This window comes from Streptomyces sp. R818, assembly GCF_056172735.1.
The window spans coordinates 44,362-70,484 of sequence record NZ_JAOCNE010000014.1 but is presented as its reverse complement, the minus strand read 5'-3'; the positions used below and the strand labels follow the sequence as shown (position 1 = coordinate 70,484).

Sequence of the window (26,123 nt, the reverse complement as noted above, 5' to 3'; positions counted from 1 at the left end):
GTTTCCCTAAGGTGGGCGGATGCCTGGCAAGCATTTCTCGCTACGCGTGACCGAGGAGGAGATCGCCGAGCTGACCAGCGGCGCGCTCGACGACCTCGTCCGCCGGCTCACCACCCACGCCCTCGACCCCCGGCCCGCCGACGGCACCGTCACGGCGCAGTCGCAGGCGCTGTCCCGGCTGTACATGATCCTGCAGCTGCGCGGCGCCCTCGACCGCCTCGAGTACCGGGCGGCACAGGACGCGGTCGCGGCAGGCGCCGGGTACCCGCAGCTCGGCGGGGTGCTCAACATCACCCGGCAGGGGGCCAGGAACCGCTGGCCCGACCTGATCACGCATCCGTCCCAGACCGCAGCCCCTTCCACCCCGCCCCGGAGCTCATGAGATGACCACGCCAGCCCGTCCCTACGACGTCCTCCTCGTCGAGGACGACCTCGCCGACGCGATGCTGGTCCAGGACGCCCTGACCGCGCGCGGCGCCCGTAATCTGCACCAGGTCGAGGACGGCATCGCCGCTCTGGAGTATCTGCGCTCCCCGCAGTCCACCCGCCCCGACCTCATCGTCCTCGACCTCAACATGCCGCGGATGAACGGGCGGGAGCTGCTCGCCGTACTCAAGGGCGACGACGACCTGCGCACGATCCCGGTCGTGGTCCTCACGACGTCGGCGGCTCCGGACGATGTGACGGGCGCGTACCGCCAGTACGCCAACGCCTACGTCACGAAGCCGGTCAACCTCGACGACTTCGAGCAGGCGGTCCAGAGCATCGACGCGTTCTACCTGGACACGACGACCCAGCTCCCCCGTTCCTGAAGCTTGGAGGAATCCCGTGGGTGCTCCGGACGCATCCGACACGGAGCGCTTCACGTGCGCGCAGGCGCGGACCGACACCGGTGAGGCCGTGTCCCCGCTCTGCGCAGGCCTGCCCGCGCCGCAGGCCCGCCGCATGCGCGAGGACGCGCTCCTGATCGCCAGCGAGCTCGCCTCGAACGCGCTGCGGCACGGCGGTGGCCTCGTCCGCTTCGCCGCCCGCGCGCACGACGGCGCGCTGGTGATCGAGGTGGAGGACGGCAGCCCCGAGGTGCCGTTGCTGCGTCCGCACGACCCCGCCGTCCCCGGCGGTTTCGGCTGGATGATGGTGAACAACCTGGCGCACTCCGTCACCGTCGAGCCGCACGGCGGCGGCAAGACGGTCCGCGCCGTCCTCGACCCCGCCTCCTACCGCTGAACCGTCACGCGTCGGCGTGGACCTGCAGGGCGGACAGCTGGCCCGCGGGCCAGCCCGTGTTGGCGGTGAACCGCACGCGTACGTGGCGGACGGCGGCGGCCGCGACCGTCAGCGTCACGGTGTTGCCCGTCGCCGGGTCGAAGGTGCGGGCCGCGGGCGCGAGCAGCGTCGTGAAGTCGCTGCCGTCGGTGCTGCCGAGCACCTCCAGGGTCTGGGTGCGCCTGGCCCAGGCCGGGTCGGGCGGCAGGGACAGGACGAGGCGGCGGACCGTGGTCGCGGCGCCGAGGTCGACCTGGATCCATTGCGGGAAGGCGTTGTTCGGGCTCTCCCAGTACGTCCGCGCGTCCCCGTCCACCGCGTTGCCCGGCGCGTAGACCTGGGTGTGGCCCGAGGCGGTCGCGGGTCTGCGCAGGGCGAGGTCGCCGCGCGGCGGTGTGGTCCCGCCGGGCATCGGGGGCGTCGGGCGGACGGCGGTGAGCGGGATCTGCCCCTTCAGCATCCGGCCGCCGTCGCCGGTGAGCCGCAGGTAGTAGTCGGCGGAGCAGGCGGTGCCGTCCTCGTCGAGGCCGAGGAAGCCGGAGTCCGCGGGGACGAAGGCCGCGCTCTCGGCGGTCTTCGCGATCTGGTTGCCCTCGTTGTACTCGTCGAACATCGAGATGTAGATGCCCTGCGCGCCGAGGCGGACCATGTTGTAGAACTGCCGCCACATGAAGTCGCCGTGGGCCCTCTGGCGCGACTGGACGTCGCCGGGCAGGACGCAGGGCTGATAGTCGATGCCGTGCGCATTGCAGTCGGCCTGGTCCGGGGTGTTGACGTCGGTGAGGAAGCGGTCCGTGTCGGCGACGGTGCCGATCCTGCCGACCATCCACGGCGAGAGCATGTCGAAGGCGTGGTAGACGTCGAGGTAGCCGGGGCGCGAGTCCTCCCGGCCGGTGCGCCAGTGGGTGGGGACGCCGCCCATCACGTAACAGCCCTGCGCCCTGAACCAGTTGACGACCTCCAGGCAGTCGGCGGCGGGCCACGCCTTGTTCGGCTCGTTGAAGCCGAAGCCCCAGATGCCGACGACGGGCTTGCCGTTCTGCCGCGCGTAGGCGGGCGACGCGGTGTGGGCGCGCATCTTCGCGGTCCAGTCGGCCGGCATCTCGGTGCGCATGTCCGTCCAGCCGGTGGCGTCGTACATGACGTAGAACTTGCGGCCCGAACCCTCGGCTGCGGCACGGACCTTGCCGGCCATGGCGTCGCGCGTCGCCCCCTCGGAGCTGTTGGGGTTGAAGCGCTGGAGCGCGGCCGTGTCGATGGCGTTCTCCCGCATCCACCGGAAGTGGGTGTCGACCGTCTGCTGGTCGTACGAGGAGAAGAGCGTGGCGGGCGAGCCGTTGCCGAGGTTCGCGTAGGCGGTGCGGTACCCGGAGGTGTAGTCGCGCATGTCGGGCCAGCTGCGGATGGCGTTGTTGCCCGGTGAGGGCGGCTGGCCCCAGTTGCCGCTCCAGTGCCACCACCCGTTGATCGGCGCCCCGTCGCCCTGGCAGGCGAACCAGCCCTGGTAGCCGACGGTGATCTTCCCGACGACGTCCCCCGGCGGGGACGCGGCCGCGGCGCGGCCGGCGAAGGGGAGTCCGACGGCGGCGACGGCGCCGGTCGCGAGGGCGGATCTGAGGAGGGTGCGCCGCGAAAAGGTCATGGGGGTCTCACCTTCGGTGGGGGCGGGAGCATGACAACTTTGCGGGGCTGGCGTGAAGGGTTCAAGATGGCTGCACGCAAAATATCGACCGACTGCCTCAAAAAGCGCACAGCCTCAGCACCCGGCCGAAAGGCGACCGCCCCGCCCCGGCGCCGGTGCGGCGCCGGGGCAGGGCGGGTGGAGCAGGGCTCGGTCAGACCGGAGTGACCTCCCGCGGTCCGCGGCTCTCCGCGTCGTCCTCCGTGGACCCGGACTGCGCGACCCCGGGGGTGTCGGACGGGAGCTGGGAGAGCGGGCCGCGCGTGTACTGGGCGGCGACCAGGGCGGCCGCCTCCTCCTTGGTGCCGACCGAGGGCGGGGAGCCCTCCAGGGGCTGGCGGGCGGTCTCCTTGATGAACAGGACGGCCACCGCGCCGACCACGGCCGCGAACATGATGTAGAAGGCCGGCATCAGGTTGTTGCCGGTGGCGCTGGTCAGACCCTCCATGACCAGCGGCGTGGTACCGCCGAAGAGGGACCCGGCCACGTTGAAGGAGATCGCGAGCGCCGAGTAGCGCACCTCCGTCGGGAACAGCGCGGGCAGGACCGCCGACATCGTCGCCAGGAACGTCAGCAGGCACAGCCCGAGCAGCAGCAGTCCCGCGTAGATCGCGACGTGGCCGCCGCTGCGAAGCAGCAGGAACGCCGGGACGGTCAGGACGACGAAACCGGCCATGCCCGCGAGCAGGATCGGCTTGCGGCCGACCTTGTCGGAGAGGGTGCCGAGCGGGTGCACCAGGCACATCAGCACGACCATCACGATGACCAGGGCGACGAGCCCCGCGGTGGAGCCGTAGTTCAGCTCGTCGGTCAGGTAGGTCGGCATGTACGACAGGAGACCGTAGTCGGCGATGTCGTAGGCGGCGACGAGGATCATGCAGAGCATCAGCGCGCGCCAGTGGTCGCGGAAGAACGGGCCGAAGCGAAACTTCGGGCGGTCGGCGCCCATCTCCTGCTCGCGCTCCAGCTCCTGGTAGGCCGGGGTGTCCTCCAGCTTGAGCCGCATGTACAGGCCGATCAGGCCGAGCGGTCCGGCGACGAGGAACGGCACGCGCCAGCCCCAGGAGGTCATGGCCGCGTCGTCCAGGAACGTCGTCAGGATGGTGACGAGGCCGGCGGCGCCCACGTATCCGGCGAGCGTGCCGAACTCCAGGTAGCTGCCGAAGAAGCCGCGCTTCTTGTCGGGCGCGTACTCGGCGATGAAGGTGGCGGCGCCGCCGTACTCACCGCCGGTCGAGAAGCCCTGGATGACGCGGAAGAGCAGCAGCAGGGCCGGGGCCCAGATCCCGATGGCGGCGTAACTGGGCACCAGGCCGATGCCGAACGTGCCGAGCGCCATCATGATCATGGTGAGGGACAGCACCTTCTTGCGGCCGATGCGGTCGCCGAGGGGGCCGAACACGAACCCGCCGATGGGCCGCAGCAGGAAGGCCGCGGCGAAGGCGCCGAAGGAGGCGAGGGTCTGCGCCGTCGGGTTGCCGGTCGGGAAGAAGACCTTGCCGAGGGTGACGGCCATGTAGGAGTAGATGCCGAAGTCGAACCACTCCATGGCGTTGCCGAGCATCGCGGCCTTCACCGCGCGCCGTACCGTCGGCTCCTCGGTGACGGTGATGTCGCTCTGCCGGAGCTTGGGGTTGCGCCGTCGCTCGATCACCCGGAAGAGGCCGCGGTGGCGGCGTACCGCCTCCGGATCCCACTCCGACTCGCTCTCGCTCGCCGCCTGCGTCGTCTCTGCGCTCACGGACGGTAGTCCTTCCTCCGGCCACCCGCCGGACGGGGGGCGCGTCCGGTCTCACCCGGCCCGCGCCGTCGACTCTCCTCGAACGGCGAAGCGCCTCCTGGTGGGGAGACGCATCATCGTCCGAGCAGGAGGGCAATCGCCCTCAGGCGACCCGCTTGCCCACTGATCGTCTTTTCATGCAGGTCAGGGCTTCGGCCGTGGGATCATCGTCGCTCCGGTCGGCGAACCGGGCAACCGAGAGCGGCGGCGGGCGGCAGGGCGCCGCGACCGGGCAGGGGCCTTGCGGCCCCGCTTCTCACGCCGGTCGAGCGGTGCGCCGTACGCACTCGTCGACCACGTCCCGCAGGCTCCCCGTACGGGCGAACACCTCGCGCTGGACACGGGTGCCGTTGCCGTCGCGCAGGACCCGGTCGAGGCGGGAGCGCGCCTCGTCGTGGTCGCCGGCCTCCTCCAGCGCGGGCCGCACGTGCTCGAACAGCGACTCCACCGCGGCGACCGCCGGTACGGGGCGCATGTCGACGGGGCTGACGAGCTGGTCGTCGAGGCCGGAGCGGCTCGCGCGCCAGTTGGCGAGGCGGAGCAGGGTCACCGGGTGCGCGGGCGGAGGCTTCCCCTCCCGCCACTCGCGGGCCGCCGTCTCGACGAGGCCGCGTACGAGCATGGCGTGCAGCACCGTCATCGACGGCTCCAGGCAGACGTCGGCGACCCGCACCTCGACGGTCGGGTGGTTGGCGGAGAGCCGGGCGTCGAAGTAGATCATGCCGTCGTCGAGCAGGGCCCCGGTGGCGACCATGGCGTCGACCTGCCGGTGGTACGCGGCGGCGTCCTCGAAGATCTCGACGGGTCCGGCGGAGGGCCAGCGGCCCCACACGCGGCTGCGGTAGCTGCTGTAGCGGGAGTCCTTGCCCTGCCAGAACGGGGAGTTGCCGCTCAGGGCGACCAGGACGGACAGCCAGGGCCTGATGCGGTTGAGCACCGCCACGCCCTCCTCGTCGGACTCCACGTGGACGTGGACGTGGCAGCCGCAGGTGAGCTGCTCCTGGGTGGTGAGGCCGAACTGGTCCTCCAGCCACTGGTAGCGCTCCCCGCTGCCCACGGTCGGGCTGACCGGCAGCGGTGACGTGGCGAGCGCGGCGATGGTGGCGCCGAGGGTCTCCGCGTGCCGGGCGGCCTGCTCGCGCCAGCGGACGATCTCCTGGGCGAGGTCGGCCATCTTTTCCTGCGGGCTGGTGGCGAACTCCAGTTGCTGGCGGTGGAGTTCGGCCTCGAACGCCTCACTGTCGCCCTGCCCGCCGCGTGCGGCCCGCGCCAGGACCGCGTGCGACAGGGCGCGTGCCTCACCGCTCTCGCCGTCGACGAGCAGCAGCTCCTCTTCGACCCCGACACTGCGCATCCGTACCGTCCCCTATGTGGAAGTGAGTGAAATGGTGCAAAGCCACCGAATGCGGGTCCGTTCTAGCAAACGGACCCGGACTCAGGAGTCCGCCGACACCGGCGAGTCGGTCCGGTCGGCGACCGAGCCCCGCGTCGCCGACTCGGGTATGGGCCGGTCGTGGCGGAGCGCGTCCCAGACCTTGCGCGACGCCTTGTCGAGCGGCAGCACCCGGCCCGAGTCCTGCGCGTCGAAGGTGACCGGCAGCGTGACCATGTTTGTGTGCTCGGGGCTGATGCCCTTCAAGTCCTTGCCCAGACCGAGGAGTTTGTCCGTGGAGGCGAGGCCGGAGTCGGCGCTGATGGTCTTCGTGGCGGTGTCGGCGAGGTCGTAGGCCTTGGCCGGGTGGCTCAGCGGGTCGACGGTGTTCGCGCGGTGGATCAGCGCCTTGACGAACGCCTGCTGGAGCTGGATGCGGCCCAGGTCACTGCCGTCGGCGACGCCGTGCCGGGTGCGGACGAGCTGGAGCGCCTGCTTGCCTTCAAGGGTGTGCCGGCCGGCGCTCAGGTCGAGGCCGCTGCCCGCGTCGTGGATGGCCTGATGGGTGGTGATGTCCACGCCGCCGAGTTCGTCGATGAGCTTCTGGAAGCCCTTGAAGTCGACCTCGAGGTAGTGGTCCATGCGCAGCCCGGACATCTTCTCGACCGTCTCGACGGTGCAGGCCGGGCCGCCGACCTCGTAGGACGAGTTGAACATGGCCTCGTGGGCGGCGGGTGCGCTGCCGCCGTCCTCGGTCGCGCAGCGCGGCCGCTCGACCATCGTGTCGCGCGGGATGCTGACGACCGACGCCTTCTTGTGGGTCTTGTCCACGTGCAGCACCATCGCCGTGTCGGCGCGGGCCCCGGCGACGCCGCGGCCGTACTCGCCGTGGGTTCCCGCCCGGGAGTCGGACCCGAGCAGGAGGATGTTCATCGCGCCGTTGTGCTGCGCGCCGGGCCGGTCGTCGCCGAGGACGGCGTCCACGTCCGTGCCCTTGATGTTGCCGTCGAGATGCTGCCAGGCGTACGCGGTGCCGCCCGCTCCGGCCAGGACCAGGCCCAGGGCACCCCATGCGGTGTAGCGCAGGGCCTTCTTCCGCCTCGTCCTCGTGCTGTCGTGCTGCGGCATGCGCTCCCCTTCGTCGTCGGGCCGTGTACCCGGTTTCGTCGGTTTGCTGCTCAGTAGGCCGAGTTCACGTTGTCGATGGAGCCGTAGCGGTGGGCGGCGTAGTTGGCGGCCGCGGTGATGTTGGCGACCGGGTCGGTCAGGCTGTCCTTGGTGCCCGCGACGTGGAAGCGGTCGAAGGTGGGCTGGATGACCTGGAGCAGACCCTTCGAGGGGATGCCGTTGATGGCGTTGATGTCCCAGTCGTTCACGGCGTTCGGGTTGCCGGAGGACTCGCGCATGATGTTGCGGTGCAGGCCCTCGTAGGTGCCGGGGATGCCCTTGGCCTTCATGATGTCGAGGGACTCGCGGATCCAGCCGTCGAGGTTGTTGGCGTAGGTCTTGGCGGCCGCGGGCTTGGCGGCGGCCTTGGTGGCGGGCTTCGCGGCGGCCTGGGCCGGGGCCTGCGACGTCTTGGCGCTCGCCGCGACGGCCGCCGGGGCGGAGGCGCTCGCGGTCGAGGGGACCAGCGTGAGGGCGGCGGCGACGGCACCGGCGGCGGCTATCCCGGTGAAGGAGATCTTGCGCAGGCGCACGGCGCTGTCGGTGCGGTCGGCGGTGGCGCGGTCGGTGCTGGTCTGCGTCAGGGCGATCGACATGCGGGGGTGCTCTCCAATGCGTGATGCGGTGAGGGGCCCGGCGCGGTCTCGGCGACCGGAACGTTCACCAGGTTTAGGGACGCCTGGAGATTGATGCAAGAATGTGACGTACTACCCCATTACGGAGAAAGGTCCGGTTCGACCGCCTGCGGGCATCCCTGGGCGCCCAAGGACCACGAATCGGACATCTACGGCACTACGGCCCTCTTTCGTATGTGATCTGGCTCCTATGGGTGGGGTCACTGAAAACGGGCATGAAAAGGCCCGGTCCGCGGACCGGGCCTCTCGAGGAAGGGGTGCTGTCAGCCGTTGAACGTGTCCGGGTCGGGGCCCGTGCGCTCGTCGCGGTTCAGGGCGGAGATCTCGCCCATGTCGCCCTCGCTCAGCTCGAAGTCGAAGAGGTCGAAGTTCTCCGCGATCCGCTTGTGGGTCGAGGACTTCGGGAACACGATGTCCCCGCGCTGGAGGTGCCAGCGCAGCGTCACCTGGGCGGGCGTCTTGCCCGCCGCCTGCGCGATGCGGTTGATGGCGGGGTCGTCGAGGACCTTGCCCTGCGCGATGGGCGACCAGGCCTCGGTGGCGATGCCGTGCTCGGCGCCGAACGCCCTGGCCGTGTCATTGGTGAGGTAGGGGTGGACCTCGATCTGGTTGACCGCCGGCACCACGTCACTGCCTTCGAGGAGGCGGCGCAGGTGGTGGGGCTGGAAGTTCGAGACGCCGATGGCCTTGGCGCGGCCGTCGCGGTAGATCTCCTCCAGCGCCTTCCACGTCTCGACGAAGTCGCCCTTGCCGGGCAGCGGCCAGTGGATGAGGAAGAGGTCCAGGTGGTCCAGGCCCAGCTCGTCCATGGTGGTGTCGAACGCCTTGAGGGCGTCGTCGCGGGCGTGGGCGCCGTTGTTCAGCTTGCTGGTCACGAAGATCTCGGAGCGGTCGATCCCCGAGTCGCGGACGGCCTCGCCGACGCCCTTCTCGTTGCCGTACATCTCCGCCGTGTCGATGTGCCGGTAGCCGGCCTCCAGCGCGGCCAGCGTCGTCTCCCGGGTGTCCTCCGGCGGGATCTGGAAGGTGCCGAAGCCGAGCTGCGGGATCTGGACGCCGTTGTTGAGCGTGAGGGTGGGAACTGAGGTCACTGTCGTTCTCCTGACGCGTGTGTCCGTGCAAGTAAGTGGTGGTGTAGACGAGGCCGGGCTCAGCCCGCGATGCCGCTCAGCTTCGCGTCCGGCGGCAGGACGCGGACCAGCTTGCGGTTGACGAACTCCTGCATGCCGAGCTTGGACAGCTCACGGCCGTAGCCCGAGCGCTTGATGCCGCCGAACGGCAGGTCGGGCTGGGTGGAGGTCGGGTGGTTGACCCAGATCATGCCGGTCTCCACCCGCTCGGCCACCTTGCGCCCGCGCTCCACGTCGGCGCAGAACACGGAGCCGCCGAGGCCGTACTGGCTGTCATTGGCGAGCGCCACGGCCTCGTCCTCGTCGGCGACGCGGTAGACCACGGCGGCCGGGCCGAACAGTTCCTCGCTGTAGGCGCGCATCCCCGGCTTGACGCCGGTGAGGATCGTCGGCTCGACGAAGGCCCCGGGCCTGTCGATGCGGTGGCCGCCGGTGACCAGCTCCGCGCCCTGTTCGACGGTCTCGCGGATCTGGTCGGCCAGGTCGGCGGCGGCCTTCTCCGAGGAGAGCGGGCCGAGGGTGGTCGACTCGTCGGCCGGGTCGCCGGGGCGCAGCTCCTCGAACTTGCGGCGCAGCCCTTCGACGAAGTCGTCGTAGACCTCGTCGAGGACGATGAACCGCTTGGAGGCGACGCAGCTCTGACCGGTGTTCGCCATCCGGCCCGCCACCGCGGCACCGATGGTGCGCTCCAGGTTCTCGCCGTCGAGGACGATGAAGACGTCGCTGCCGCCGAGCTCCAGGAGGCTGGGCTTCATGTTGCGCCCGGCGCGCTCGGCGACCTGGGCGCCGGCCCGCTCGCTGCCGGTGAGGGAGGCGCCGCGCACCACGGGGCTGTCGATGATGCGCTCGATCTCCTCGTGGCTGACGAAGAGGTTCGTGTAGACGCCCTCGGGGGCTCCGGCGTCGCGGAACAGCGTCTCCAGGGCGAGCGCGGACTGGGCGCAGATGCCCGCGTGCTTGACGAGGACGGTGTTGCCGAGCACCAGGTTGGGGCCCGCGAAGCGGACGACCTGGTAGAGCGGGAAGTTCCACGGCATGACGCCGAGGAGGGCGCCGAGCGGCTCGTTGACCAGGTACGCCTCGCCGTCCTGCACGTCGAGGGGCTCGGGAGCCGCGAAATCGGGGCCGTGCTGGGCGTAGTAGTCGAGGATGGACGCGGCGAGGTCCACCTCGCCGCGTGCTTCCCCGATGAGCTTGCCCATCTCCGTGGTGATGGTCCGCGCCAGGTCTTCTTTGCGCTCTCGCATCAGCTCGGCCGCGCGTCCGACGACGGCGGCACGGTCCTTGATCGGCCGCTCGCGCCAGGCGTCGAAGGCGCGCCCCGCGGTCTCCAGCGCGGCATCGACCTGGGCCCCCTCGATGGCGGGAAACTCCGCGAGGGTCTCCCCGGTGAAGGGGTTGACGGTCGCGAACGAGCTCTTGCGCTGGTCCGACATGAGACATCTCCAGAACGACTGCTGAGGTATGCGACGGAACGTGGCGTTCCGTCTCCTTTCACAGGGATCGGGGTACCCGGCAGCCCAGCCCGGAAACAGGACAAACGACCCGATTGGGCTCTACGACAGCGCACAGTCGGGGTTCGCGAGGATGTCCTCGGCGAGGTCCGGCAGGGAGCGGCCGGTGCCGAAGGCGCGGGCACGCATCCGGGTCAGCGCCTCCTCGGCCGTGATGTCCAGCTGGACGACGAGGACGCCGACGGCGGCGTGGGTCGGGCCCCAGTACGAGTCCATGATGTCCTCGGGCTCCCACATCGGCAGGCCGCCCCTGTCCACGGTCTCCTGGTAGGAGTGGACGAGCGCCTGGCTCGCCGCGCGGGCGGCGATGACCCCGGCCTGCACGACGTCCGGGTCCGGCTCGACCGGGTCGCGGCACAGGACGTCGACCGCGCCCAGGGTGCGGCGGGCGTCGAGGCGCAGCGGGAACGCGTAGATGGCGCCGACGTCACGGAGCTGTTCCTGGGCGCAGGAGCCGAACACGGGCCAGCCCGTCACCTCCGCGTGCAGATCGCCGACCACGACCTTGTCGCCGGTCCGCGCGGCCGTGACGCACGGGCCCTCACCCACGCCGAACTGGAGCTTCTCCAGGCGCAGCGCCGCGTCGCTGGTCGCACAGAGCAGCTGGCGGTGCGGGGTGTCCGTGAACAGCGACAGCGTGCCCGCCTCCATCGAGACGCTCTCCCTTATGGCCTCGCAGAGGCGCCGGGGCAGGCGGGCCGGGTCACCCTCGGCAGCCTCCCGTACCGACTGCTCCACAGCGAAGCGGTCCACCATGGCGTCCCTCCTGCCTCGTTCGTGCTGCCTTGCTGAGGCCGGGTGTCCCACTGAACTCCGGGCAAACAGGGCACGACATCCGCGCACACGCGAAAGTCCCGGGTCCGGCGTGCTGCCGGGCCCGGGACTGCCGCTCGCGCTCGCTCTGTCCGTCCGGCCGCTGTCAGCCTCGGCCGAAGGCGCTGCCGTCCAGCTCGCGCAGGAGTTCCGCGGTGTCCGCGTAGACGGCCTCCGCGCCTGCCTCCTCCAGCTCCGCGCGGCTGATCCCGCCGCTGAGGACGCCGAGGGGGACGACGCCCGCGCGCCGTGCCGCCCGCATGTCCCACACGGAGTCACCGACGAAGACGCTGTCCTGCGCCTTCGCGCCGACCAGGTCGAGGGCGTGCCGCACCGGTTCGGGGGCGGGTTTGCCCTCCTCGACGTCGTCGGAGCTGGCGGTCGCGTCGATCGCGTCGTCGGCGTCGATGGCCGCGCGCAGCGCCTCCAGCTCGGAGCCCTCGGCCGAGGTGGCGAGCACCACCGACCAGCCGTCGGCGTGCAGCCGCCGCATCAGGTCGGCGGCGCCCCGGACGGGGGCGAGGCGCTCGAACCAGGTGGCGTAGAGCGTCTTGTGCGCGGCACTGAGCGAGGCGTCCTCGTCGCGGTCGCGCTCCTCGCCGAGCAGGTGGTCGAGGAGGTCGGAGGAGCCGAGGCCGATGGCGCCCTGCACCGCGACCATCGACACCTGGTGCCCGGCCTGCCGCAGCGCCTCCCACCAGCACACGGTGTGCAGAGGAGTGGTGTCGGCGAGGGTGCCGTCCACGTCGAAGACGGCCGCGCGTGCGCTCATGGGGCTCCTTCCGGGTCGTTGCGAGACAGTTGTTGCGAGAGGGGTCGTTGCGAGAGGGGTCGTGGCGAGAGAGGCAGCTCCGAGAGAGGTGTGCTCAGGCCGCCGTGAGGGTCTCGCCGATCGCGCCCACGAAGTCGTCGAGGTCCTTCGGCGTGCGCGAGGTGACCAGCGTGTAGCCGGACGCGGTGCACCGCACGACGGACTCGTCCACCCAGGCCTTGGCGCCCGCGTTCTTGATGTCCGTCTGGAGCGACGGGTAGGACGTGAGCGTCTTGCCGTCGAGGATGCCCGCCTCCACCACGAGCCAGGGGCCGTGGCAGATCGCGGCGATCGGGCGCCCGGAGGCGGCGAACGCCTTGGCCGTGGCGACCGCCTTCTCGTCGAGCCGCAGGGTGTCGGCGTTGAGCGTGCCGCCGGGGAGCAGGAGCAGGTCGTACCCGTCGGCGTCGACCGCCTCGATGGTGGTGTCCGGGTCCACGTTCTGGCCCGGGTCCTTGTCCCCGACGAGGGTCTGCACGGCGTCCGAGGACTGGGCGGCGATGGTGACGTCCGCGCCCTGCTCCTTCAGCTTCTTCACCGGGACGACCAGCTCGTCCTGCTCGACGCCGTAGTTGGTGACGAGTACGAGGACACGACGGCCGTTCAGCTGGGTGTCAGCCATGATGATGCGCCTTTCTCTGGATGCTGTGTGCGGGTCTCTTTATGGAGTGCTCGCTGTGGCTCCGGTCATTCCTCCCGATTTTCCCCCGTTTTGCCCCAATGGGTCTCGGGTGACGGCAGCGGGATGCGCAGCGCGCTCTCGCCCTGGCGCCACTGCCCCAGCAGGTGGGCGCCGAGCCGGTCCTCCAGGAAGCCGGTGGCGGTGACGCCGAAGGCCACGTCCTCGTCGAGTTCCGGCTCGGCGGCGAGCAGCCCGCCGACCACCTCGCGCCGCACGATCTGCTCGTGCACGGCGTCCGCCTCGACGTGCTCGTCGTAGAACCGCTGGGCGGCCGGGCCCGCGCCCATGCGGCGCAGCGCCTCCGCGAGGCGGCGCGAGCCGGGCGAGGAGGTGATCTCGACGGTGGCGAAGTGGCCGACCAGGGCGCCGCGCAAGCTGCGGTGCAGACCGAGGAGGGACATCAGGTTGACCGTGGCGAGCGCCTGCGCCGGGGCCGCGTCGAGGTAGTGCCCGTACGCCGTGTCCAGGCCGAGGTCGGCCATCAGAGCGGCGAAGAGACCCGCGTGGATCTCGTCCGCGCGGCCCGCGCCGAACTCGTCGTACTCGATCGCCACCATGGCCGCCTTCGCCCGGCCGTGCAGCCGGGGTATGACCCAGGCGTGCGGGTCGGCCTCCTTGAGGTGGTAGAGCGAGCGCAGGGCGGCGTACTCGCGGAACTGCCCCAGCTCGCCGTCGCGCCGCAGGTGGTGGCTGACGCTGCTGTCGTCGAACCCGGCGGGCTCGATCTGCAGCGCGGCGAGCGTCCGCTCGGCGTCGGCCTCGGGCGCGGCGTCGATGCGCAGCGCGCCGAGGAAGCGGCGCTCCAGGGCGCGGCGCAGGCCGAGCAGGCCCGGCTCCCACTCCAGGTCCGCGTCGACGCCGTCGAAGCCCTGGTAGTGCAGTTCGTAGAGCACGTAGAGCGCGAGCTGGAGGTCGAGGCCGTACGGGTCCGCGGCCGCGGCGCTCTCCTGTGCGGCGGCGAGGGCGTCGGCCGGGGGCTCTCCCGCGCGGAGCGCGGCGACGACCGCGCCGGACAACGCGCCTATGGGGGCGGGGAGTTCGGGCTGTGCGCGCCGGGACTCCGGCAGCGTGGTCGTCGTGGTCACTGCTCGCTCCTCTCCGTCGTGGTGTCGTGGTCCGCCGCGGAGTCAGCGCCCTCGGCGCTGTCGTCGGCGCGGCGGCGTCTGCGGTGGCTGGTGTCGCACCAGGGGTAGGTCTTGCTGCGGCGGCAGGTGCAGATCGCGGCCTGGAACCGCCGGGAGACGTGGGTGGTGCCGTCGGCGTCGACCACCTCGACGGGGCCCTCGACGAGGAGGGGGCCCTCGGCGCGGTCGACGGTGATCCGGCGCGGGCGGTCAGAGGAGTTCGGCACGGATCACCACCAGTTCCTCGTGCGTCGCCGCGTCGTCGAGCAGCCCCTGGGCGCACAGCCAGGAGCGGCGTTCGAGGGTGACGGGGCCGAACGGCACGTGCGTCTTGTCGATGACGGCCGCGCTCATGCCGTGCCCCGCGAGGCGCATGAGGCTGGCGTCGGCGTCGCACAGCTGGGAGTGGACCATCAGGAGGGTGCCGCCGGGGCGCAGCGCACGCGGCGCGGCGTCGCAGACGCGGTCGACGACGGAGCGGCCGTCGAGCCCGCCGTCCCAGGCGCGGGCGGGGCCGCGTGAGGGCAGGGCCGCCGAGGGCGACGGCACGTAGGGCGGGTTGCTGAGGATGAGGTCGAAGGAGGCGGGCGGGAACGCCGTGGCCAGGTCGCCGTGGCGGACCGTGACCGGCGCGCGGTTCAGGCGGGCGTTGAGGCGCGCGGTCCACACCGCCCGCCAGGACCGGTCGACCGCCGTCACGCGCGCGCCGAGCCGGGCGGCGGACACCGCGAGCGCTCCTGTGCCGGTGCCGAGGTCGAGGACGTCCGTCCGCGCGTCCACCCGCTCCTCGTGCAGGGCCCGCAGGAGCAGGTCGGTGTCGTACTGCGGGGCGTACACACCGCGCGGGGCCAGCAGGCGCGGCGCCCCCAGTGGTTCACGGGGCTGCCTCGGCCGGGCATGTGTGGTCATCAGCACCTCACCCTGCTTCATTCCGGTTCTCGGACCGAAACACCTGCCCCTCAAGCCTCCGCCGGTCCGCTCCCGGTGACCAGTCGGGGAACTACGCACCGTGAGTGACCGGGGCGGCTTGAGGGGCAGGTGTTCGCTACCGGGACGGAGTGCCCCTTTCAGCTGCGCGTACACCCGGGGCGCGGTGGCGCCGGGCGTGCGGTCAGGGCGTCAGGAGCGTCTTGACCATGCCGTCCTCCTTGGCCTGGAAGGTCGCGTACGCCTCCGGGCCCTGGGCGAGCGGCAGGTGGTGCGTGGCGAAACCGTCGACGCCGAGCGGGTCCTCGTCGGTGAGGTGCGGCAGGATGTCCTCGACCCAGCGCCAGACGTTGGCCTGGCCCATCCGGATCTGGATCTGCTTGTCGAACATGGTGAGCAGCGGCATGGGGCTCGCCGCGCCGCCGTAGACGCCGCTGATGGAGAGCGTGCCGCCGCGGCGCACCGCGTCGATGCCCGCGAGCAGGGCGCCCATGCGGTCGATGCCGACCTTCTCCATCATGGGCCGGGCCAGCTTGTCGGGCAGCAGCCCGTTGATCCACTGCGCCGCCTGCGCGACGGGGGCGCCGTGCGCCTCGATGCCGACGGCGTCGATGACGGCGTCCGTGCCCCGGCCGCCGGTCAGGTCGCGCACGGCGTCGCCGAGGTCCTTCTCGTGCTCGCGCACGTCGAGGGTGGTGAAGCCGTTGCGGCGCGCCCGTTCGAGGCGGGTGTCGACCAGGTCGACGCCGATGACCTGCTCCGCGCCGCGCAGCCGCGCGATGCGGGCCGCCATGTCGCCGATGGGGCCCTGGCCGAGGACGGTGACGCTGCCGCCCGGCGGGATGTCGGCGTACGCGACGGCCTGCCAGGCGGTGGGCAGCACGTCGGAGAGGTAGACGTACCGGTCGTCGGAGGGACCGTGCGGGACCTTGATGGGCAGCTTGTTGCCGAAGGGGACGCGCAGGAACTCGGCCTGGCCGCCGGGCACCTGCCCGTACAGCTTGGTGTAGCCGAACAGGGCGGCGCCGCTGCCCATCGATTTCACCTGGGTGGTCTCGCACTGGGACTGCAGGCCCTGGTCGCACATCCAGCAGTCGTTGCAGGAGACGTTGAACGGGATGACGACCCGGTCGCCGACGGCCAGCTCGGTGACCTCGGGGCCGACCTCGGCGACGACGCCCATCGCCTCGTGCCCGAGGATGTCGCCCGGGTCCAGGTACGGCCCGAGCACCTCGTACAGGTGCAGGTCGGAACCGCAGATCCCGGTGGACGTCACCTGGACGACGATGTCGTCGGGCTTCTCGATGCGGGGGTCGGGGACCTCCTCGACCCTCACGTCGCGCTTTCCTTGCCAAGTCAGAGCGCGCATGCTGCGCCTCCCAGCGATGAGTTGCCTGCGGGTGGAGCTCAGCGGACCACGGCGTGGGTGCGGCCCCCTCCCAGGGGCTCACACTGTGCGGCGCCTCGCCATACGAGCCTTTGCGAACGGCGTCCCGCGTACCCCTGCCCGGGACCTTGAAGCGCGCCGGCGGATGTCACTGGGTGCGCGGGGCGCCCCGGTGGGTCACGCTGAGGACAGACCGCCGATCCAGGAGACCCGCATGAACGCGACCGCCCCGACCGCCAACGACCATCCGGTCACCGTGACCCTCAGCGACTGCTCGGACGACGACGCCCGCCGCGTCCTCTCCCATCTCGCCACGGAGTTCACCGACCGCTCCCCCGGCCAGGAGGCACCGGGCGGGGAGCACACCAAGGCCACGGTCTGGACCGCCGAGCTGGACGTGACCCCCACCGGTTCGGCCAGGGCGGCGACGGCGCGCGCGGACGGTCTCGACGGGTCCGTCTGCCTGACCGCGCAGGGCGCCCCGCACGACGTGACGACGGTGCGGACGTCGCTCGCGGAGGCGTACACCGTGCGGGACGCGGGCTCGGTCTCCGGGGACCAGGAGCGCGAGTGCCAGTACGAGCTCACCTCCGCGCACTGACCCCGGCCCGGCGCAGGAACAGGCTTCACACGTCGGCGGTGTCCCGCAGGACGTCGCAGGTGTGCTGGAACTCCTCCATCAACCGGGTGGCCTCGACGACGAGGACGCCGTACGGGCGGGTCGCGTCGGCCAGCGGCAGCCGGTGCTCCGAAGCCATGTCGAGGACGTCCTGGAGCGCTTTCTGCGCCCGATCCGCGACCTCTTTCATCTCCTCGGCCTGCTCGGTGAGGTTGTCGCTGTCGAGCTCCGCGATGACGTGCGCGAGGTCGCGCAGGCGCGCGGTGAACTCGCCGTAGGCCTCAAGGACCGGTGTGAAGGTGTACGTCTGCTCGGCCTCCTGCCAGCGCCCGAGGCTGCGGGTCAGTGACGCGAGCTGGTAGACCGCCCGCTCCATGGCGGCCAGGACCTGGCGGTAGCGGGTGAAGGACAGGTGGGGGCGGTGGGCGGGGAGCAGGCGCCTGGGGTTGAACGGCAGGCTGTTCTCCGCCGTGCTCAGGCCGGCGCGGGCCTGGCCGACGGCCGTCTGGGCGCGTTCGCCGGCCGCCCGCCACTGCTCGGCGCGGTCCTCGCTCACGTCGCCGCTGCTCAGCCCGTCCGCCATGTCGTCGAGCAGGGTCTCCATCTCGGCGGCGAGGACGTGCAGGCCCTGTTCGGCGCTGCGGTAGCGCAGTGGCGGCGCGATGGTGAGGTTCACGATGAGGCCGATGCCGCAGCCGATGAGGACGAGCAGGACGATCTGGCTGAGCTGCTGCACCCGGTCGCTGTTCGAGGTGGACTGCGAATAGACCGAGAAGGCGAAGAACGCGGCCGTGGCGACCTGCGGCCCCTGCTCCCCCAGCGTGCGCGCCTGGCTCAGCATCAGCGCGATGACGGCGACGATGACGAAGGCGAACAGGTCGGGTCCCGCGCTGAAGCCGATCGCCGCCTGCACCGCCACGCCGACGACGACGGCGGCCACGTAGCGCAGCGTCTGCCAGACCGAGCGGTGGATGGTGACGGACATGGTCAGCACCGCGGAGAACGGCGCGAACGCCGGTGAGGTCGCGTTCACGAGGTCGTACGCGACCCACCAGGCGAGGGTGGCGGCGACCACACTCTTCACGACTATGAGAACCGTCTGCCGTTCGTGCCCGGACGAGCGCGCCGCACGTGTGAGCCAAGCCCAGGCATTCTTCAACCGACCCATCGCGCGCCTTGTCGTCCTCTCCGTGGTCTTCCGTGCCCCTGGTCCGGGCGGCTCCCGCGCGTCGCGCCGGGAACCGGACATGACAGGTAACCCACAACAAGTGCGCTGAAACAGGACGAAGGCGCCGCCGCGGGCCTCGCGCGGCAGCGCCTTCTGAAAAGAAGCGGGTCGGGCTAGTCGGTGGCCAGCAGCCCGGCGCGGAGCTTGTTGACCACGCGGGTGATGAGCCGGGAGACGTGCATCTGCGAGCAGCCCAGCTCGTCGGCGATCTGCTGCTGGGTGCGCTCCTCGACGAAGCGCAGGTGCAGCAGCTTGCGGTCCCGCTCGTCGAGGTCCGCGACGAGCGGGGCGAGCGAGTGGAAGTTCTCGACGAGCTCGAAGGAGTGCTCGTCGACGCCGATGAAGTCGGCCAGCATCGTGTCCGACTCGTCGTCCTGGCCGTTGACCGCCGCGTCGAGGGAGACGGCGTTGTAGCCGTTGGACGCCATCTGGGCCTGCGCCACCTCGGCGGGCTCCAGCTGCATCAGCTCGGCGAGTTCGGCCGTCGACGGCGAGCGGCCGAGCCGGGAGCGCAGCTCCTCGGTGGCGCGGGAGAGTTCGAGCCGGGCCTCCTGGAGGCGGCGCGGCACGTGCACGGCCCACGACGTGTCGCGGAAGAACCGCTTGATCTCACCGGTGATGTAGGGCACGGCGAACGAGGTGAACTCCACCTCGCGGGTCAGCTCGAACCGGTCGATCGCCTTGATCAGGCCGATGGTGCCGACCTGGACGATGTCCTCCATCTCCTGCTGACCGCGGTGCTTGAACCTGGACGCGGCGTACTGCACCAGGGAGAGGTTCATCTCGATGAGGCAGTTGCGCACGTAGCTGTACTCGTGCGTGCCTTCCTCGAGCTGACCCAGGCGGTCGAAGAACCGCTTGCCGATCTCTCGCGCGTCCTTGGGCGCGATGGACGACGGATCCGTGTATGCGCGCTCGACCAGGTCCTCCGTAACCCGGTCGGACCGGGCCTGTTCCTGAGCCGTCACGGTGATCATTGAGTCCCGCTCCTTGTGAAATCGAGCTTGGCCTGACGTCCCCCGTCGCGCGCCGGATACCCCGTTCGCGACGTCACACACCTGCGGTTTTAGCACGAGATCGGGCGCGGGTTCGAATCGGGACACATCGCCCCACAGGCGGCGGCCACAGTGTCCATGTATATGCCCGCTATGTGAGACGCATTGGGGTTCCGCCCGCCCCGCTCCCTATGGTGGTCCACATGTCCGGACCCGCTCGCCAGCTGGCTCTCGCGCTCTTCGCGGCCACCGCGTGGAGCGTCGACGACGCGCTCTGTCGCCGCTGACGCACGCCGCCCGGGGCTCTTCCCGGCGCCGGCACCGCCCGTCCGACCCTCTCCCTCCCCGCCTCGGAGACCCCTCTTGACCACCGCTCCCCCCGCAGGGGCGCCGCCCCGTGCCACCCTGCTGCCGCCCTCCCCCACTTCGGCCCCCGCCCCCGCCGCCGCACCGGCGCCCGAGGTCCGCCGCGCACCGCTGATCGGCGCGGGCGTCATCGGTGCGGCCCTCGCCGCGTACGTCTTCGCCGAGCACGGCGCCAAGCCCGGCACCCTGCTGCTCCTCGGCATCGGGCTCGGCTTCGCCCTGTTCCACTCCCGGTTCGGCTTCACGTCGGCCTGGCGCCAGCTCGTCGCCGTCGGCAACGGGACCGGGCTCCGCGCCCACACCCTCCTCCTCGGTACCACCGCGACCCTCTTCGCGCTGGTCATCGGCACCGGCAGCGGCCTGTTCGGCTCGGTGCCGACGGCGAGCGCGGGCCCGATCGGCGTGGGCCTCCTCGTCGGGGCGTTCCTCTTCGCCATCGGCATGCAGCTCGGCGGCGCCTGCGCCTCCGGCACCCTGTTCGCGGTCGGCTCGGGGCAGTCCACGATCGTGCTGACCCTCTTCGGGTTCATCACCGGTTCGACGCTCGCCGCCTGGCAGTTCGGCCTCTGGAACGACCTGCCCGCGCTCGACCCGTTCCTGCTCTCCGACCACGTCGGCTGGTTCGGCTCCTGGGCGGTGACCATCGTGGCGCTCGCCGCCATCTGGTGCGTGGCGCGCGCCGTGCAGGCCCGCCGCAACCCGCCGCCGATCGGCACGCCGCCGTCCGCGCGCGGCGCGCTGGCCCGTACGGTGCGCGGCTCCTGGCCGCTGGCCGTCGGCGCCGTCGTCCTCGCCGTGCTCGGCGCCGGTGTGCTGCTCGTCTCGGGCGGTCCGTGGGGCATCACGAGCGCGTTCTCGCTGTGGGGCTCCAAGATCGTGGGCGCCCTCGGCGGCTCCCCCGAGGCGTGGACGTACTGGCAGCAGCCGGGCAGCGCCGCGCAGCTGTCGGGGCCCGTCCTCGCCGACAAGAACAGCCTGACCGACATCGGCATCATGGTCGGCGCCGCCGTGGCCGCCGCCGCGGGCGGCGTGTGGAAGCTGCACCGGGGCATCCCGGCCCGTACGGCGCTCGCCGCGGTGCTGGGCGGCATCCTGATGGGCGTCGGGGCCCGGCTCGCCGGCGGCTGCAACATCGGCGCCTACCTCGCGGGCATCGCCTCCGGCTCCCTGCACGGCTGGATCTGGGGCGCCGTCGCGATCCTCGGTACGTGGGCGGGCCTGCGGCTGCGTCCGCTGTTCGGTCTGGGCAACCCCAAGCCGACCGACAGCGTCTGCTGACCCTCGGGCCGAAGGCCTCAGAAACCGCTGCCGTACATCTCCAGCAAGGTGTCGACGACCTCGTCCACCGTGGCCCGCGCCAGGTCGTCGAAGGCCCCGGAGTGGCGGGCGAGCAGGACCCCGGCGACCGCCGCGACCATGACGTCGGCGCGCAGGCCCGGCCGGTCGCGGCCCTCGCGCGCGAAGCGCTCGCGCAGGGGCTCCACGAGCCGGGCGTGCAGGGCCGCGCGCGTCGCCTCCTGTGCGCCCTCCTCGCCGAGCGGCTGGACCGCGACCCGCAACAGCGGCACGGGCCCGCGCCGCTCGGCCCGTCCGGCGATCTCGCGCAGGCGGTCCTCGGTGAGCAGGTCGAGCGGGGCGGCGTCGCCGTGCTCGGCCCTCAGCACCTCCACGTAGAGCAGCGCCTTGGAGCCGAAGTGGCGGGCGATGAGGGCGGCGTCGACCCCGGCGCGTTCGCCGATCTCGCGGATGGTGGTGCGGTCGTAGCCGCGCTCGGAGAACAGGTCCGTCGCGGCGCGCAGCAGGGCGTCACGGCTGGGCGCACTCCTGCGGGCCGGGGAGCCGGTCACGGACGGCTCGTCTTCGGACCGCGCACCGCGCTCGGCTCCGGCGCCGTTCCCGCGCTCTGCCCCGCCGCGACGACGGACGGCCGCGCGGGCACCCCGAAGCGCGTCAGGACGACGGCGATGACCCCGGTGACCAGGAACGCGGCGCAGCCGACGAGGCCCGCGCTGCGGTACCCGGCGTTGGCGGGGAGCGCCGCGCCCGGCGCGGTGTGCGCCTGGAGGACGACCGCGCTGAGCGCGCTGCCCGTCGAGTAGCCGATGTACTTCACGACCTGGTTGAAGCTCATGGCGCTGCCCGTCTCCGCCGCGGGCACCCCGCCGACGATCAGGCCCGGGGTGACGGCGAACGTCACGCCGACGCCGAGCCCGGCCAGGGCCATCATCACGCCGATGCCCCACAGGCTGGAGCGGGCGAGCAGGAAGCAGACGAGCCCGGCGAAGGAGAGCAGGCAGCCGAGCGGCAGCATCCGGGCGGGGGTGGCGGCGGCGCCCATCGCGCGGACCAGCCGGCCCGTGACCAGGCTGGCGGCGGAGAACGGGACGAGCAGGAGCCCGGTGACGACGATGGACGCGCCGAAGCCGTACCCGGCGGACTCCGGCGTCTGCACGTACCGGGTCACCAGCGCGATGAGCAGGTAGGTGCCGACGCCGCCGACCATGGTGGTCAGGTTGGCGACGAGGACGCCCCGGTCCTTGACGAGGCTCACCCGGACCAGCGGGTGCGTCGCGCGCAGCGAGTGCGCCACCCATCCGGCCAGGAGGAGGACGGCCGCGGCGGCGAGCGCGAGCAGCCCCGGCGATGTCCAGCCCCAGCGCTCGCCCTCGGCCAGGGCGAGGAGGAGCGCCGCCATGCCGCCCGCGAGGAGCAGCGCGCCGGGGAAGTCCATCGGGGTGGTGGGGCGGTGCGGGGGCGCGGGCACGACGATCCAGGTGGCGGCGAACGCGGCGACGGCCGTGGCCAGCGCGAACCAGAACCCCGCGTACATGCCGAGGTACTCGGCGAAGAGCCCGATGATCGGATAGCCCAGGCCGATGCCCGCGGCGGTGGTGAGGGAGAGCGTCGCCACCGCCGAGCGCGCCTGGTGCGGAGGCAGCGCGTCGCGCGCGGTGGCGATGGCGAGCGGGACGAGCCCCATGCCGACGCCTTGCAGCGCGCGCCCGACGAGCAGGCAGGGGAAGCCGAGCGGGAGCGCCGCGAGGAGGCTGCCGGCCATGACGGCGGCGAGGCCGGTGAGGATGACGCGCTTGCGGTGCGGCCCGTCGCCGAGGCGCCCCATGACGGGGGTGGCGACGGCGCCGACCAGCATCGTCACGGTCAGCGCCCACTGCGCGCTGGAGAGGGCGACGTGGTCCTCGGCGGCGATGGTGGGGATCAGGGGCGCGCCGAGGCTGCTGACGACGGCGACGAGCATGCCGAGCGAGACGAGGACGGGCACAAGGGCACGCGGATGGCGCAGCTCGACGGTGGTCGAGGACGGGGGCGGCGTGGGCACCGGTATGGAGGGGGGCAAGGTCTTCCCGTTCCTGTCATCGAGTGATGTCATCGCATGATGACAGGCGGGTACATGTACTTCACCGTCCAGAGCGGTGTCGGTGACCTAAGTCACGCGACAGGAAGACGCGCCGCGCCCCGGGCGGACCCGGAACGCGACGCGCTCACGTACACCATGGATCGGTGCGTCACCCGAGTGGCGTCACCCGGATGTCGCGGAAGCGCACCTTGTTGCCGTGGTCCTGGAGCCGGATCGCCCCGGCCGCCGGGCCTTCCGGCGCGCCCGCACCGGCGGTCGCCCCGTCGAGGGTGATGTCGTCGTGGACCTTCTTGCCGTTCCACACCACGGTCACCCGGGCGTCGGCGGTCTTGTTCCCCTGGTCGTCGAAGCGGGCCGCGCGGAACGTGATGTCGTAGGTCTGCCAAGTCTCGGGCGCCGTCGCCGCGTTGAGGTCCGGCGCCTTCTTCAGATAGATCGCTCCCGCCTCGTTGGTGTCGAGGGTGGTGTCGCCGTACGAGTCCAGGATCTGGAGTTCGTAGCGGTCCTGGAGGTAGATGCCGCTGTTGCCGCGGTCCTGTCCGGTGACGTCGTCCGGCAGGAGCGGGACGCGGAACTCGGCGTGCAGGCGGAAGTCCTGGTAGGCGTCCTTGGTGCGCAGGTCGCCGCAGCACACCTCCATCGACCGCTCGGCGGCGAGCGGCCATTCGGCGTTCCGGCCGTCCGGGTGCTGCCACTGGGCCTGCGAGGCACCGGTGCCGTCGAAGAGGGCGACCGGGGCGCCGTGCGGGCGCACGGTGATCAGGTCGAGATTGACGTGGCCCGCGTCGCCGGTGTCGAAGCGATAGGCGATGGTGTTCTTGCCCGCACGCAAGGTGACGCGTTCGGTCTTCGTCGACCAGATGTCCCAGGTGCCGGTCGAGGGCAGCGAACTCTGGCGCAGCTTCTGCCCGTTGGCGTACAGGGAGAGGGACTTGGTGCCCTGGTAGGGGTTGGGGCCGTTGGAGTAGCGCAGGTTGACGTCGTACTCGCCGGCCTTGGGGACCGTCACGTCGAAGGTCGTGGCGGTCTTACCTTCGGTGTTGTAGCGGTCGACGAAGCCGCTGCCGGAGAAGCCGGTGTGGTCGCGGTTGATCCCGGCCGTACCGGTGAGGCGTGCCTCCTCGGCCTCGTACTGGACGGCGGGCGGCGGCTGCTTGCCCGGCATCTCGTTGAGCGTGTACCAGGCCTCCGTGGACCACAGGGTCTCGCCGGACGTGGAGGCGAAGGGGCGCGGCGAGCGGACGTGCACGACGCGGCCCGGCTTGAGGCCGTCGAGCCGCAGTTTCACCGTGCGGCCCTTGTCGGCGAGGGTCGCCGAGCGCACGGTCAGCTGCTCCTCGGCGATCTTCGGGCCGCCGTAGTCGCTGGTCGGGGTGTAGCGCCACTGCTCGGCGGTGTAGCGCTCGGCGAGCTTGTCGGCCGTCTCCTGCGAGACGGGCTGGGTGTACTCCAGGTCGAAGCCGCCGGGGACGGCGCGCATCTCCTTGATGTCGAAGGTGTTGCCGCCGTTCGGGGTCAGCTTCTGCAGGCCGAAGCGGAGCTTGCCCTCCTGGCCCCAGTTGCCGTCGGCGCCGAGCCCGCCCGCGTAGATCGCGCCGTCGGGGCCCATGGTGATGCGGTTGACCCCGGCTTCGAGCCCTTGCGTGTAGCGGAAGACGGCGCCCTGGTACTGCCCCTTCACCTTCTCCAGGTAGCCGCGCTGGAGCCCGCCGTAGGTGACGTCACCGAAGAGCATCTGCCCGGCGAACCGCCCCTTGGTCAGGTACAGCGGCGTGCTGGGCGAGTTGGCTATCTCGTTCTGCGGCAGCCAGAGCACCGGCTGCGTGACGGGCTGGTCGTCGAAGCGGCCCGACGGCTCCGTGTAGTGGTTGAAGAAGCGGTCCTGCTTGATCTGGACGAGCTTGGAGGCGGGCAGCCAGCCGCCCTGGTTGTCGGCGGTGAAGATCGAGCCCTCGGGCCCCCAGCCGATCCCGTTCGGGGTCCGCAGACCGCCCGCGATCGCGTGCAGCTTCCCCGTCTTCCTGCTGATCCTGTACGTGGTGCCGCGCCCTTCCACGGGCTGCGGGGTGGTGGTGGCACCGCCGTAGTTGATGGCGACGGAGAGGTTCACGTAGAAGTAGCCGTCGCGGTAGAGCAGGCCGAAGGCGAACTCGTGGAAGTTCTTGCCCCACGGGAAGGTCGCGACGGTCCGGTACTCGTCGGTGACCCAGTCCTTGTCCGTGTCGACGAGCTGCGTCAGCTCGTGCTTCTGCGAGACGTACAGGGAACCGTCGACGTACTTGAGGCCCATGGGCTCACGCAGCCCGCTGGCGATCTTCGTGACACCGACCTTGGTGCGGTCGGTGTTCCCGGTGACGTGGTCGAGGAGGTACACCTCCCCCGCCACGTTGTCCGTGCCGCCCCAGGTGCTGAGGGCGAGGCGGCCGTCGGGCAGCCAGTCCATGCCGGTGACCTGCGGCTCGAACCCGTCGGGGCGCAGGTCGGTGAGGTCGAGGTCGGGGCGCACGCCGGTCAGCGGGAGCCCGTCGCCGGGGCTGTCCGCGCCCGCCTCGCACTCCTTGCGGCCCGGGGCGGTGACGCGGACGACGCCCGCGTCGGTGGTGAGCGATTCGTTCGGTACGACGGTGAAGTCGGCGGCGCCCGGCGGCTTCCAGGCGAGGGTGAGCTGCTGGCCGCCGCCCGCCTCGAAGTAGTCGATCCGGAACGGGTGCGAGCCCGCGGTGAGCTGGACGGCCCCGTCCTTGGGTTCGGCGCCGTGCAGTCCGTCGTGGTCGATGACCTCGCGGTCGTCGATGGTGAGCCGCGAACCGTCGTCGCTGGTGAGCCGGAAGCCGTACGTCCCGTCGCTCGGGACGACGAGGTAACCGGACGCCTGCGCCGTGAAGTTGTCGGCGAACCCGCCGAAGTCCTCGGTCGTGGACCAGTCCACGGTCTTCATCAGCTTGTCGTGGTTGGGCGTCTGGCCGGGCTTCAGCGTGCACAGCTTGCTGAGCGGGACCTGGGTGTCGAACACGCGCAGCGTGACACCGGGTTCCTGCGGCGGGATGTCGTCGGCGGCGGCGCCGGACGGGGGCGCCGCCCAGACGCCTCCGGCCAGGAAGCCGCCGACGAGCAGCGTGGTGAGGTGTCTTCGGGCGCGGCGGAACAGCCGTGGATGCATCGGTCCTCCAGGACGGGACCGGAGGCCGCCGGATCGCACTCCGGTCGTGCTGAACGGCCCCGCGGGGGTGCGGAAGCCGGGGCTCCTACG

Annotated in this window: 24 protein-coding genes; 5 read left to right on the top strand and 19 right to left on the bottom strand. The window is 71.6% G+C overall.

The annotated features are described in order from the left end of the window. Positions 1–19: 19 nt before the first annotated feature. The 3 genes from N5I75_RS31855 to N5I75_RS31845 are packed head-to-tail and all read left to right on the top strand — an operon-like array spanning position 20 to position 1,227. Positions 20–382: a hypothetical protein gene (locus N5I75_RS31855; RefSeq protein ID WP_476683282.1), complete on the top strand. Its 363-nt coding sequence runs from the start codon at positions 20–22 to the stop codon at positions 380–382. 1 nt (position 383) lies between these two features. Beyond that, complete coding sequence (locus N5I75_RS31850; RefSeq protein ID WP_476683279.1) at positions 384–812, top strand: response regulator; 429 nt, start codon at positions 384–386, stop codon at positions 810–812. Between the two features lie 16 nt (positions 813–828). Further along, positions 829–1,227 carry an ATP-binding protein gene (locus N5I75_RS31845; protein ID WP_476683277.1) on the top strand — a complete coding sequence of 133 codons (399 nt, stop codon included), beginning with the start codon at positions 829–831 and terminating at the stop codon, positions 1,225–1,227. Between the two features lie 4 nt (positions 1,228–1,231). Here N5I75_RS31845 and N5I75_RS31840 read toward each other — a convergent pair whose 3' ends face one another. The 14 genes from N5I75_RS31840 to N5I75_RS31775 form a co-directional block, all read right to left on the bottom strand. Beyond that, the gene (locus tag N5I75_RS31840) at positions 1,232–2,908 is read right to left on the bottom strand and encodes a glycoside hydrolase family 99 protein (protein ID WP_476683275.1); all 1,677 of its coding nucleotides are present in this window, start codon (positions 2,906–2,908) and stop codon (positions 1,232–1,234) included. Positions 2,909–3,101: 193 nt separating this feature from the next. After that, positions 3,102–4,688 carry an MFS transporter gene (locus tag N5I75_RS31835; protein ID WP_476683272.1) on the bottom strand — a complete coding sequence of 529 codons (1,587 nt, stop codon included), beginning with the start codon at positions 4,686–4,688 and terminating at the stop codon, positions 3,102–3,104. A gap of 295 nt (positions 4,689–4,983) precedes the next feature. After that, positions 4,984–6,081 carry a glutamate--cysteine ligase 2 gene (locus N5I75_RS31830; RefSeq protein WP_476683271.1) on the bottom strand — a complete coding sequence of 366 codons (1,098 nt, stop codon included), beginning with the start codon at positions 6,079–6,081 and terminating at the stop codon, positions 4,984–4,986. Positions 6,082–6,162: 81 nt separating this feature from the next. Then, complete coding sequence (locus N5I75_RS31825) at positions 6,163–7,227, bottom strand: LCP family protein (protein WP_476683269.1); 1,065 nt, start codon at positions 7,225–7,227, stop codon at positions 6,163–6,165. Positions 7,228–7,277: 50 nt separating this feature from the next. Then, complete coding sequence (locus N5I75_RS31820) at positions 7,278–7,862, bottom strand: transglycosylase SLT domain-containing protein (protein WP_476683267.1); 585 nt, start codon at positions 7,860–7,862, stop codon at positions 7,278–7,280. Positions 7,863–8,164: 302 nt separating this feature from the next. After that, entirely contained in the window at positions 8,165–8,992 is an 828-nt protein-coding gene (locus N5I75_RS31815; RefSeq protein ID WP_476683265.1) for an aldo/keto reductase, read from the bottom strand. Between the two features lie 59 nt (positions 8,993–9,051). Further along, positions 9,052–10,467 carry an NAD-dependent succinate-semialdehyde dehydrogenase gene (locus N5I75_RS31810; RefSeq protein ID WP_476683263.1) on the bottom strand — a complete coding sequence of 472 codons (1,416 nt, stop codon included), beginning with the start codon at positions 10,465–10,467 and terminating at the stop codon, positions 9,052–9,054. 120 nt (positions 10,468–10,587) lie between these two features. Then, positions 10,588–11,301 carry a GAF and ANTAR domain-containing protein gene (locus tag N5I75_RS31805; RefSeq protein WP_476683261.1) on the bottom strand — a complete coding sequence of 238 codons (714 nt, stop codon included), beginning with the start codon at positions 11,299–11,301 and terminating at the stop codon, positions 10,588–10,590. 163 nt (positions 11,302–11,464) lie between these two features. Next, positions 11,465–12,130 (bottom strand): HAD family hydrolase, encoded by a 666-nt coding sequence (locus N5I75_RS31800; protein WP_476683259.1) that lies wholly within the window; start codon positions 12,128–12,130, stop codon positions 11,465–11,467. Positions 12,131–12,224: 94 nt separating this feature from the next. Next, entirely contained in the window at positions 12,225–12,791 is a 567-nt protein-coding gene (locus N5I75_RS31795) for a type 1 glutamine amidotransferase domain-containing protein (RefSeq protein WP_476683257.1), read from the bottom strand. 65 nt (positions 12,792–12,856) lie between these two features. Continuing rightward, positions 12,857–13,936 carry an iron-containing redox enzyme family protein gene (locus N5I75_RS31790; protein WP_476683255.1) on the bottom strand — a complete coding sequence of 360 codons (1,080 nt, stop codon included), beginning with the start codon at positions 13,934–13,936 and terminating at the stop codon, positions 12,857–12,859. Next, positions 13,933–14,202, bottom strand: a complete 270-nt coding sequence (locus N5I75_RS31785) for a CDGSH iron-sulfur domain-containing protein (RefSeq protein WP_476683253.1) — start codon at positions 14,200–14,202, stop codon at positions 13,933–13,935. Before N5I75_RS31785 ends, N5I75_RS31790 begins: the two co-directional genes overlap by 4 nt. Continuing rightward, complete coding sequence (locus tag N5I75_RS31780) at positions 14,186–14,884, bottom strand: HemK2/MTQ2 family protein methyltransferase (RefSeq protein WP_476683251.1); 699 nt, start codon at positions 14,882–14,884, stop codon at positions 14,186–14,188. Before N5I75_RS31780 ends, N5I75_RS31785 begins: the two co-directional genes overlap by 17 nt. Before the next feature lie 202 nt (positions 14,885–15,086). Continuing rightward, positions 15,087–16,271, bottom strand: a complete 1,185-nt coding sequence (locus N5I75_RS31775; protein WP_476683249.1) for an alcohol dehydrogenase catalytic domain-containing protein — start codon at positions 16,269–16,271, stop codon at positions 15,087–15,089. Between the two features lie 232 nt (positions 16,272–16,503). On the opposite strand from N5I75_RS31775, the gene N5I75_RS31770 reads away from it, so the two are divergent. After that, a complete protein-coding gene (locus tag N5I75_RS31770; RefSeq protein WP_476683247.1) occupies positions 16,504–16,890 on the top strand; it encodes a hypothetical protein in 387 nt (128 codons plus the stop codon). A gap of 25 nt (positions 16,891–16,915) precedes the next feature. Here the strand turns inward: N5I75_RS31770 and N5I75_RS31765 are convergent, their stop codons facing one another. Beyond that, on the bottom strand, positions 16,916–17,992 hold the full coding sequence (locus tag N5I75_RS31765; RefSeq protein ID WP_476683246.1) for an FUSC family protein: 1,077 nt from the start codon (positions 17,990–17,992) through the stop codon (positions 16,916–16,918). Positions 17,993–18,249: 257 nt separating this feature from the next. Beyond that, positions 18,250–19,113 (bottom strand): SigB/SigF/SigG family RNA polymerase sigma factor, encoded by an 864-nt coding sequence (locus N5I75_RS31760; RefSeq protein ID WP_476683244.1) that lies wholly within the window; start codon positions 19,111–19,113, stop codon positions 18,250–18,252. A gap of 381 nt (positions 19,114–19,494) precedes the next feature. Between N5I75_RS31760 and N5I75_RS31755 the strand changes: the two genes are divergently transcribed. Further along, positions 19,495–20,775, top strand: coding sequence for a YeeE/YedE family protein (locus N5I75_RS31755; RefSeq protein ID WP_476683242.1), 1,281 nt, complete (start codon positions 19,495–19,497; stop codon positions 20,773–20,775). Between the two features lie 17 nt (positions 20,776–20,792). Here N5I75_RS31755 and N5I75_RS31750 read toward each other — a convergent pair whose 3' ends face one another. The 3 genes from N5I75_RS31750 to N5I75_RS31740 form a co-directional block, all read right to left on the bottom strand. After that, on the bottom strand, positions 20,793–21,344 hold the full coding sequence (locus N5I75_RS31750; RefSeq protein WP_476683240.1) for a TetR/AcrR family transcriptional regulator: 552 nt from the start codon (positions 21,342–21,344) through the stop codon (positions 20,793–20,795). Further along, a complete protein-coding gene (locus N5I75_RS31745; protein ID WP_476683238.1) occupies positions 21,341–22,852 on the bottom strand; it encodes an MFS transporter in 1,512 nt (503 codons plus the stop codon). Before N5I75_RS31745 ends, N5I75_RS31750 begins: the two co-directional genes overlap by 4 nt. A gap of 169 nt (positions 22,853–23,021) precedes the next feature. Beyond that, a complete protein-coding gene (locus N5I75_RS31740; protein WP_476683236.1) occupies positions 23,022–26,033 on the bottom strand; it encodes a 3-keto-alpha-glucoside-1,2-lyase-like domain-containing protein in 3,012 nt (1,003 codons plus the stop codon). Positions 26,034–26,123: the final 90 nt, after the last annotated feature.

Coding starts and splice junctions, on each gene's coding strand:
- N5I75_RS31855 (WP_476683282.1), top strand. CDS start 20: ATGCCTGGCAAGCATTTCTCGCTACGCGTGACCGAGGAGGAGATCGCC.
- N5I75_RS31850 (WP_476683279.1), top strand. CDS start 384: ATGACCACGCCAGCCCGTCCCTACGACGTCCTCCTCGTCGAGGACGAC.
- N5I75_RS31840 (WP_476683275.1), bottom strand. CDS start 2,908: ATGACCTTTTCGCGGCGCACCCTCCTCAGATCCGCCCTCGCGACCGGC.
- N5I75_RS31830 (WP_476683271.1), bottom strand. CDS start 6,081: ATGCGCAGTGTCGGGGTCGAAGAGGAGCTGCTGCTCGTCGACGGCGAG.
- N5I75_RS31825 (WP_476683269.1), bottom strand. CDS start 7,227: ATGCCGCAGCACGACAGCACGAGGACGAGGCGGAAGAAGGCCCTGCGC.
- N5I75_RS31820 (WP_476683267.1), bottom strand. CDS start 7,862: ATGTCGATCGCCCTGACGCAGACCAGCACCGACCGCGCCACCGCCGAC.
- N5I75_RS31810 (WP_476683263.1), bottom strand. CDS start 10,467: ATGTCGGACCAGCGCAAGAGCTCGTTCGCGACCGTCAACCCCTTCACC.
- N5I75_RS31805 (WP_476683261.1), bottom strand. CDS start 11,301: ATGGTGGACCGCTTCGCTGTGGAGCAGTCGGTACGGGAGGCTGCCGAG.
- N5I75_RS31800 (WP_476683259.1), bottom strand. CDS start 12,130: ATGAGCGCACGCGCGGCCGTCTTCGACGTGGACGGCACCCTCGCCGAC.
- N5I75_RS31795 (WP_476683257.1), bottom strand. CDS start 12,791: ATGGCTGACACCCAGCTGAACGGCCGTCGTGTCCTCGTACTCGTCACC.
- N5I75_RS31780 (WP_476683251.1), bottom strand. CDS start 14,884: ATGACCACACATGCCCGGCCGAGGCAGCCCCGTGAACCACTGGGGGCG.
- N5I75_RS31775 (WP_476683249.1), bottom strand. CDS start 16,271: ATGCGCGCTCTGACTTGGCAAGGAAAGCGCGACGTGAGGGTCGAGGAG.
- N5I75_RS31770 (WP_476683247.1), top strand. CDS start 16,504: ATGAACGCGACCGCCCCGACCGCCAACGACCATCCGGTCACCGTGACC.
- N5I75_RS31760 (WP_476683244.1), bottom strand. CDS start 19,113: ATGATCACCGTGACGGCTCAGGAACAGGCCCGGTCCGACCGGGTTACG.
- N5I75_RS31740 (WP_476683236.1), bottom strand. CDS start 26,033: ATGCATCCACGGCTGTTCCGCCGCGCCCGAAGACACCTCACCACGCTG.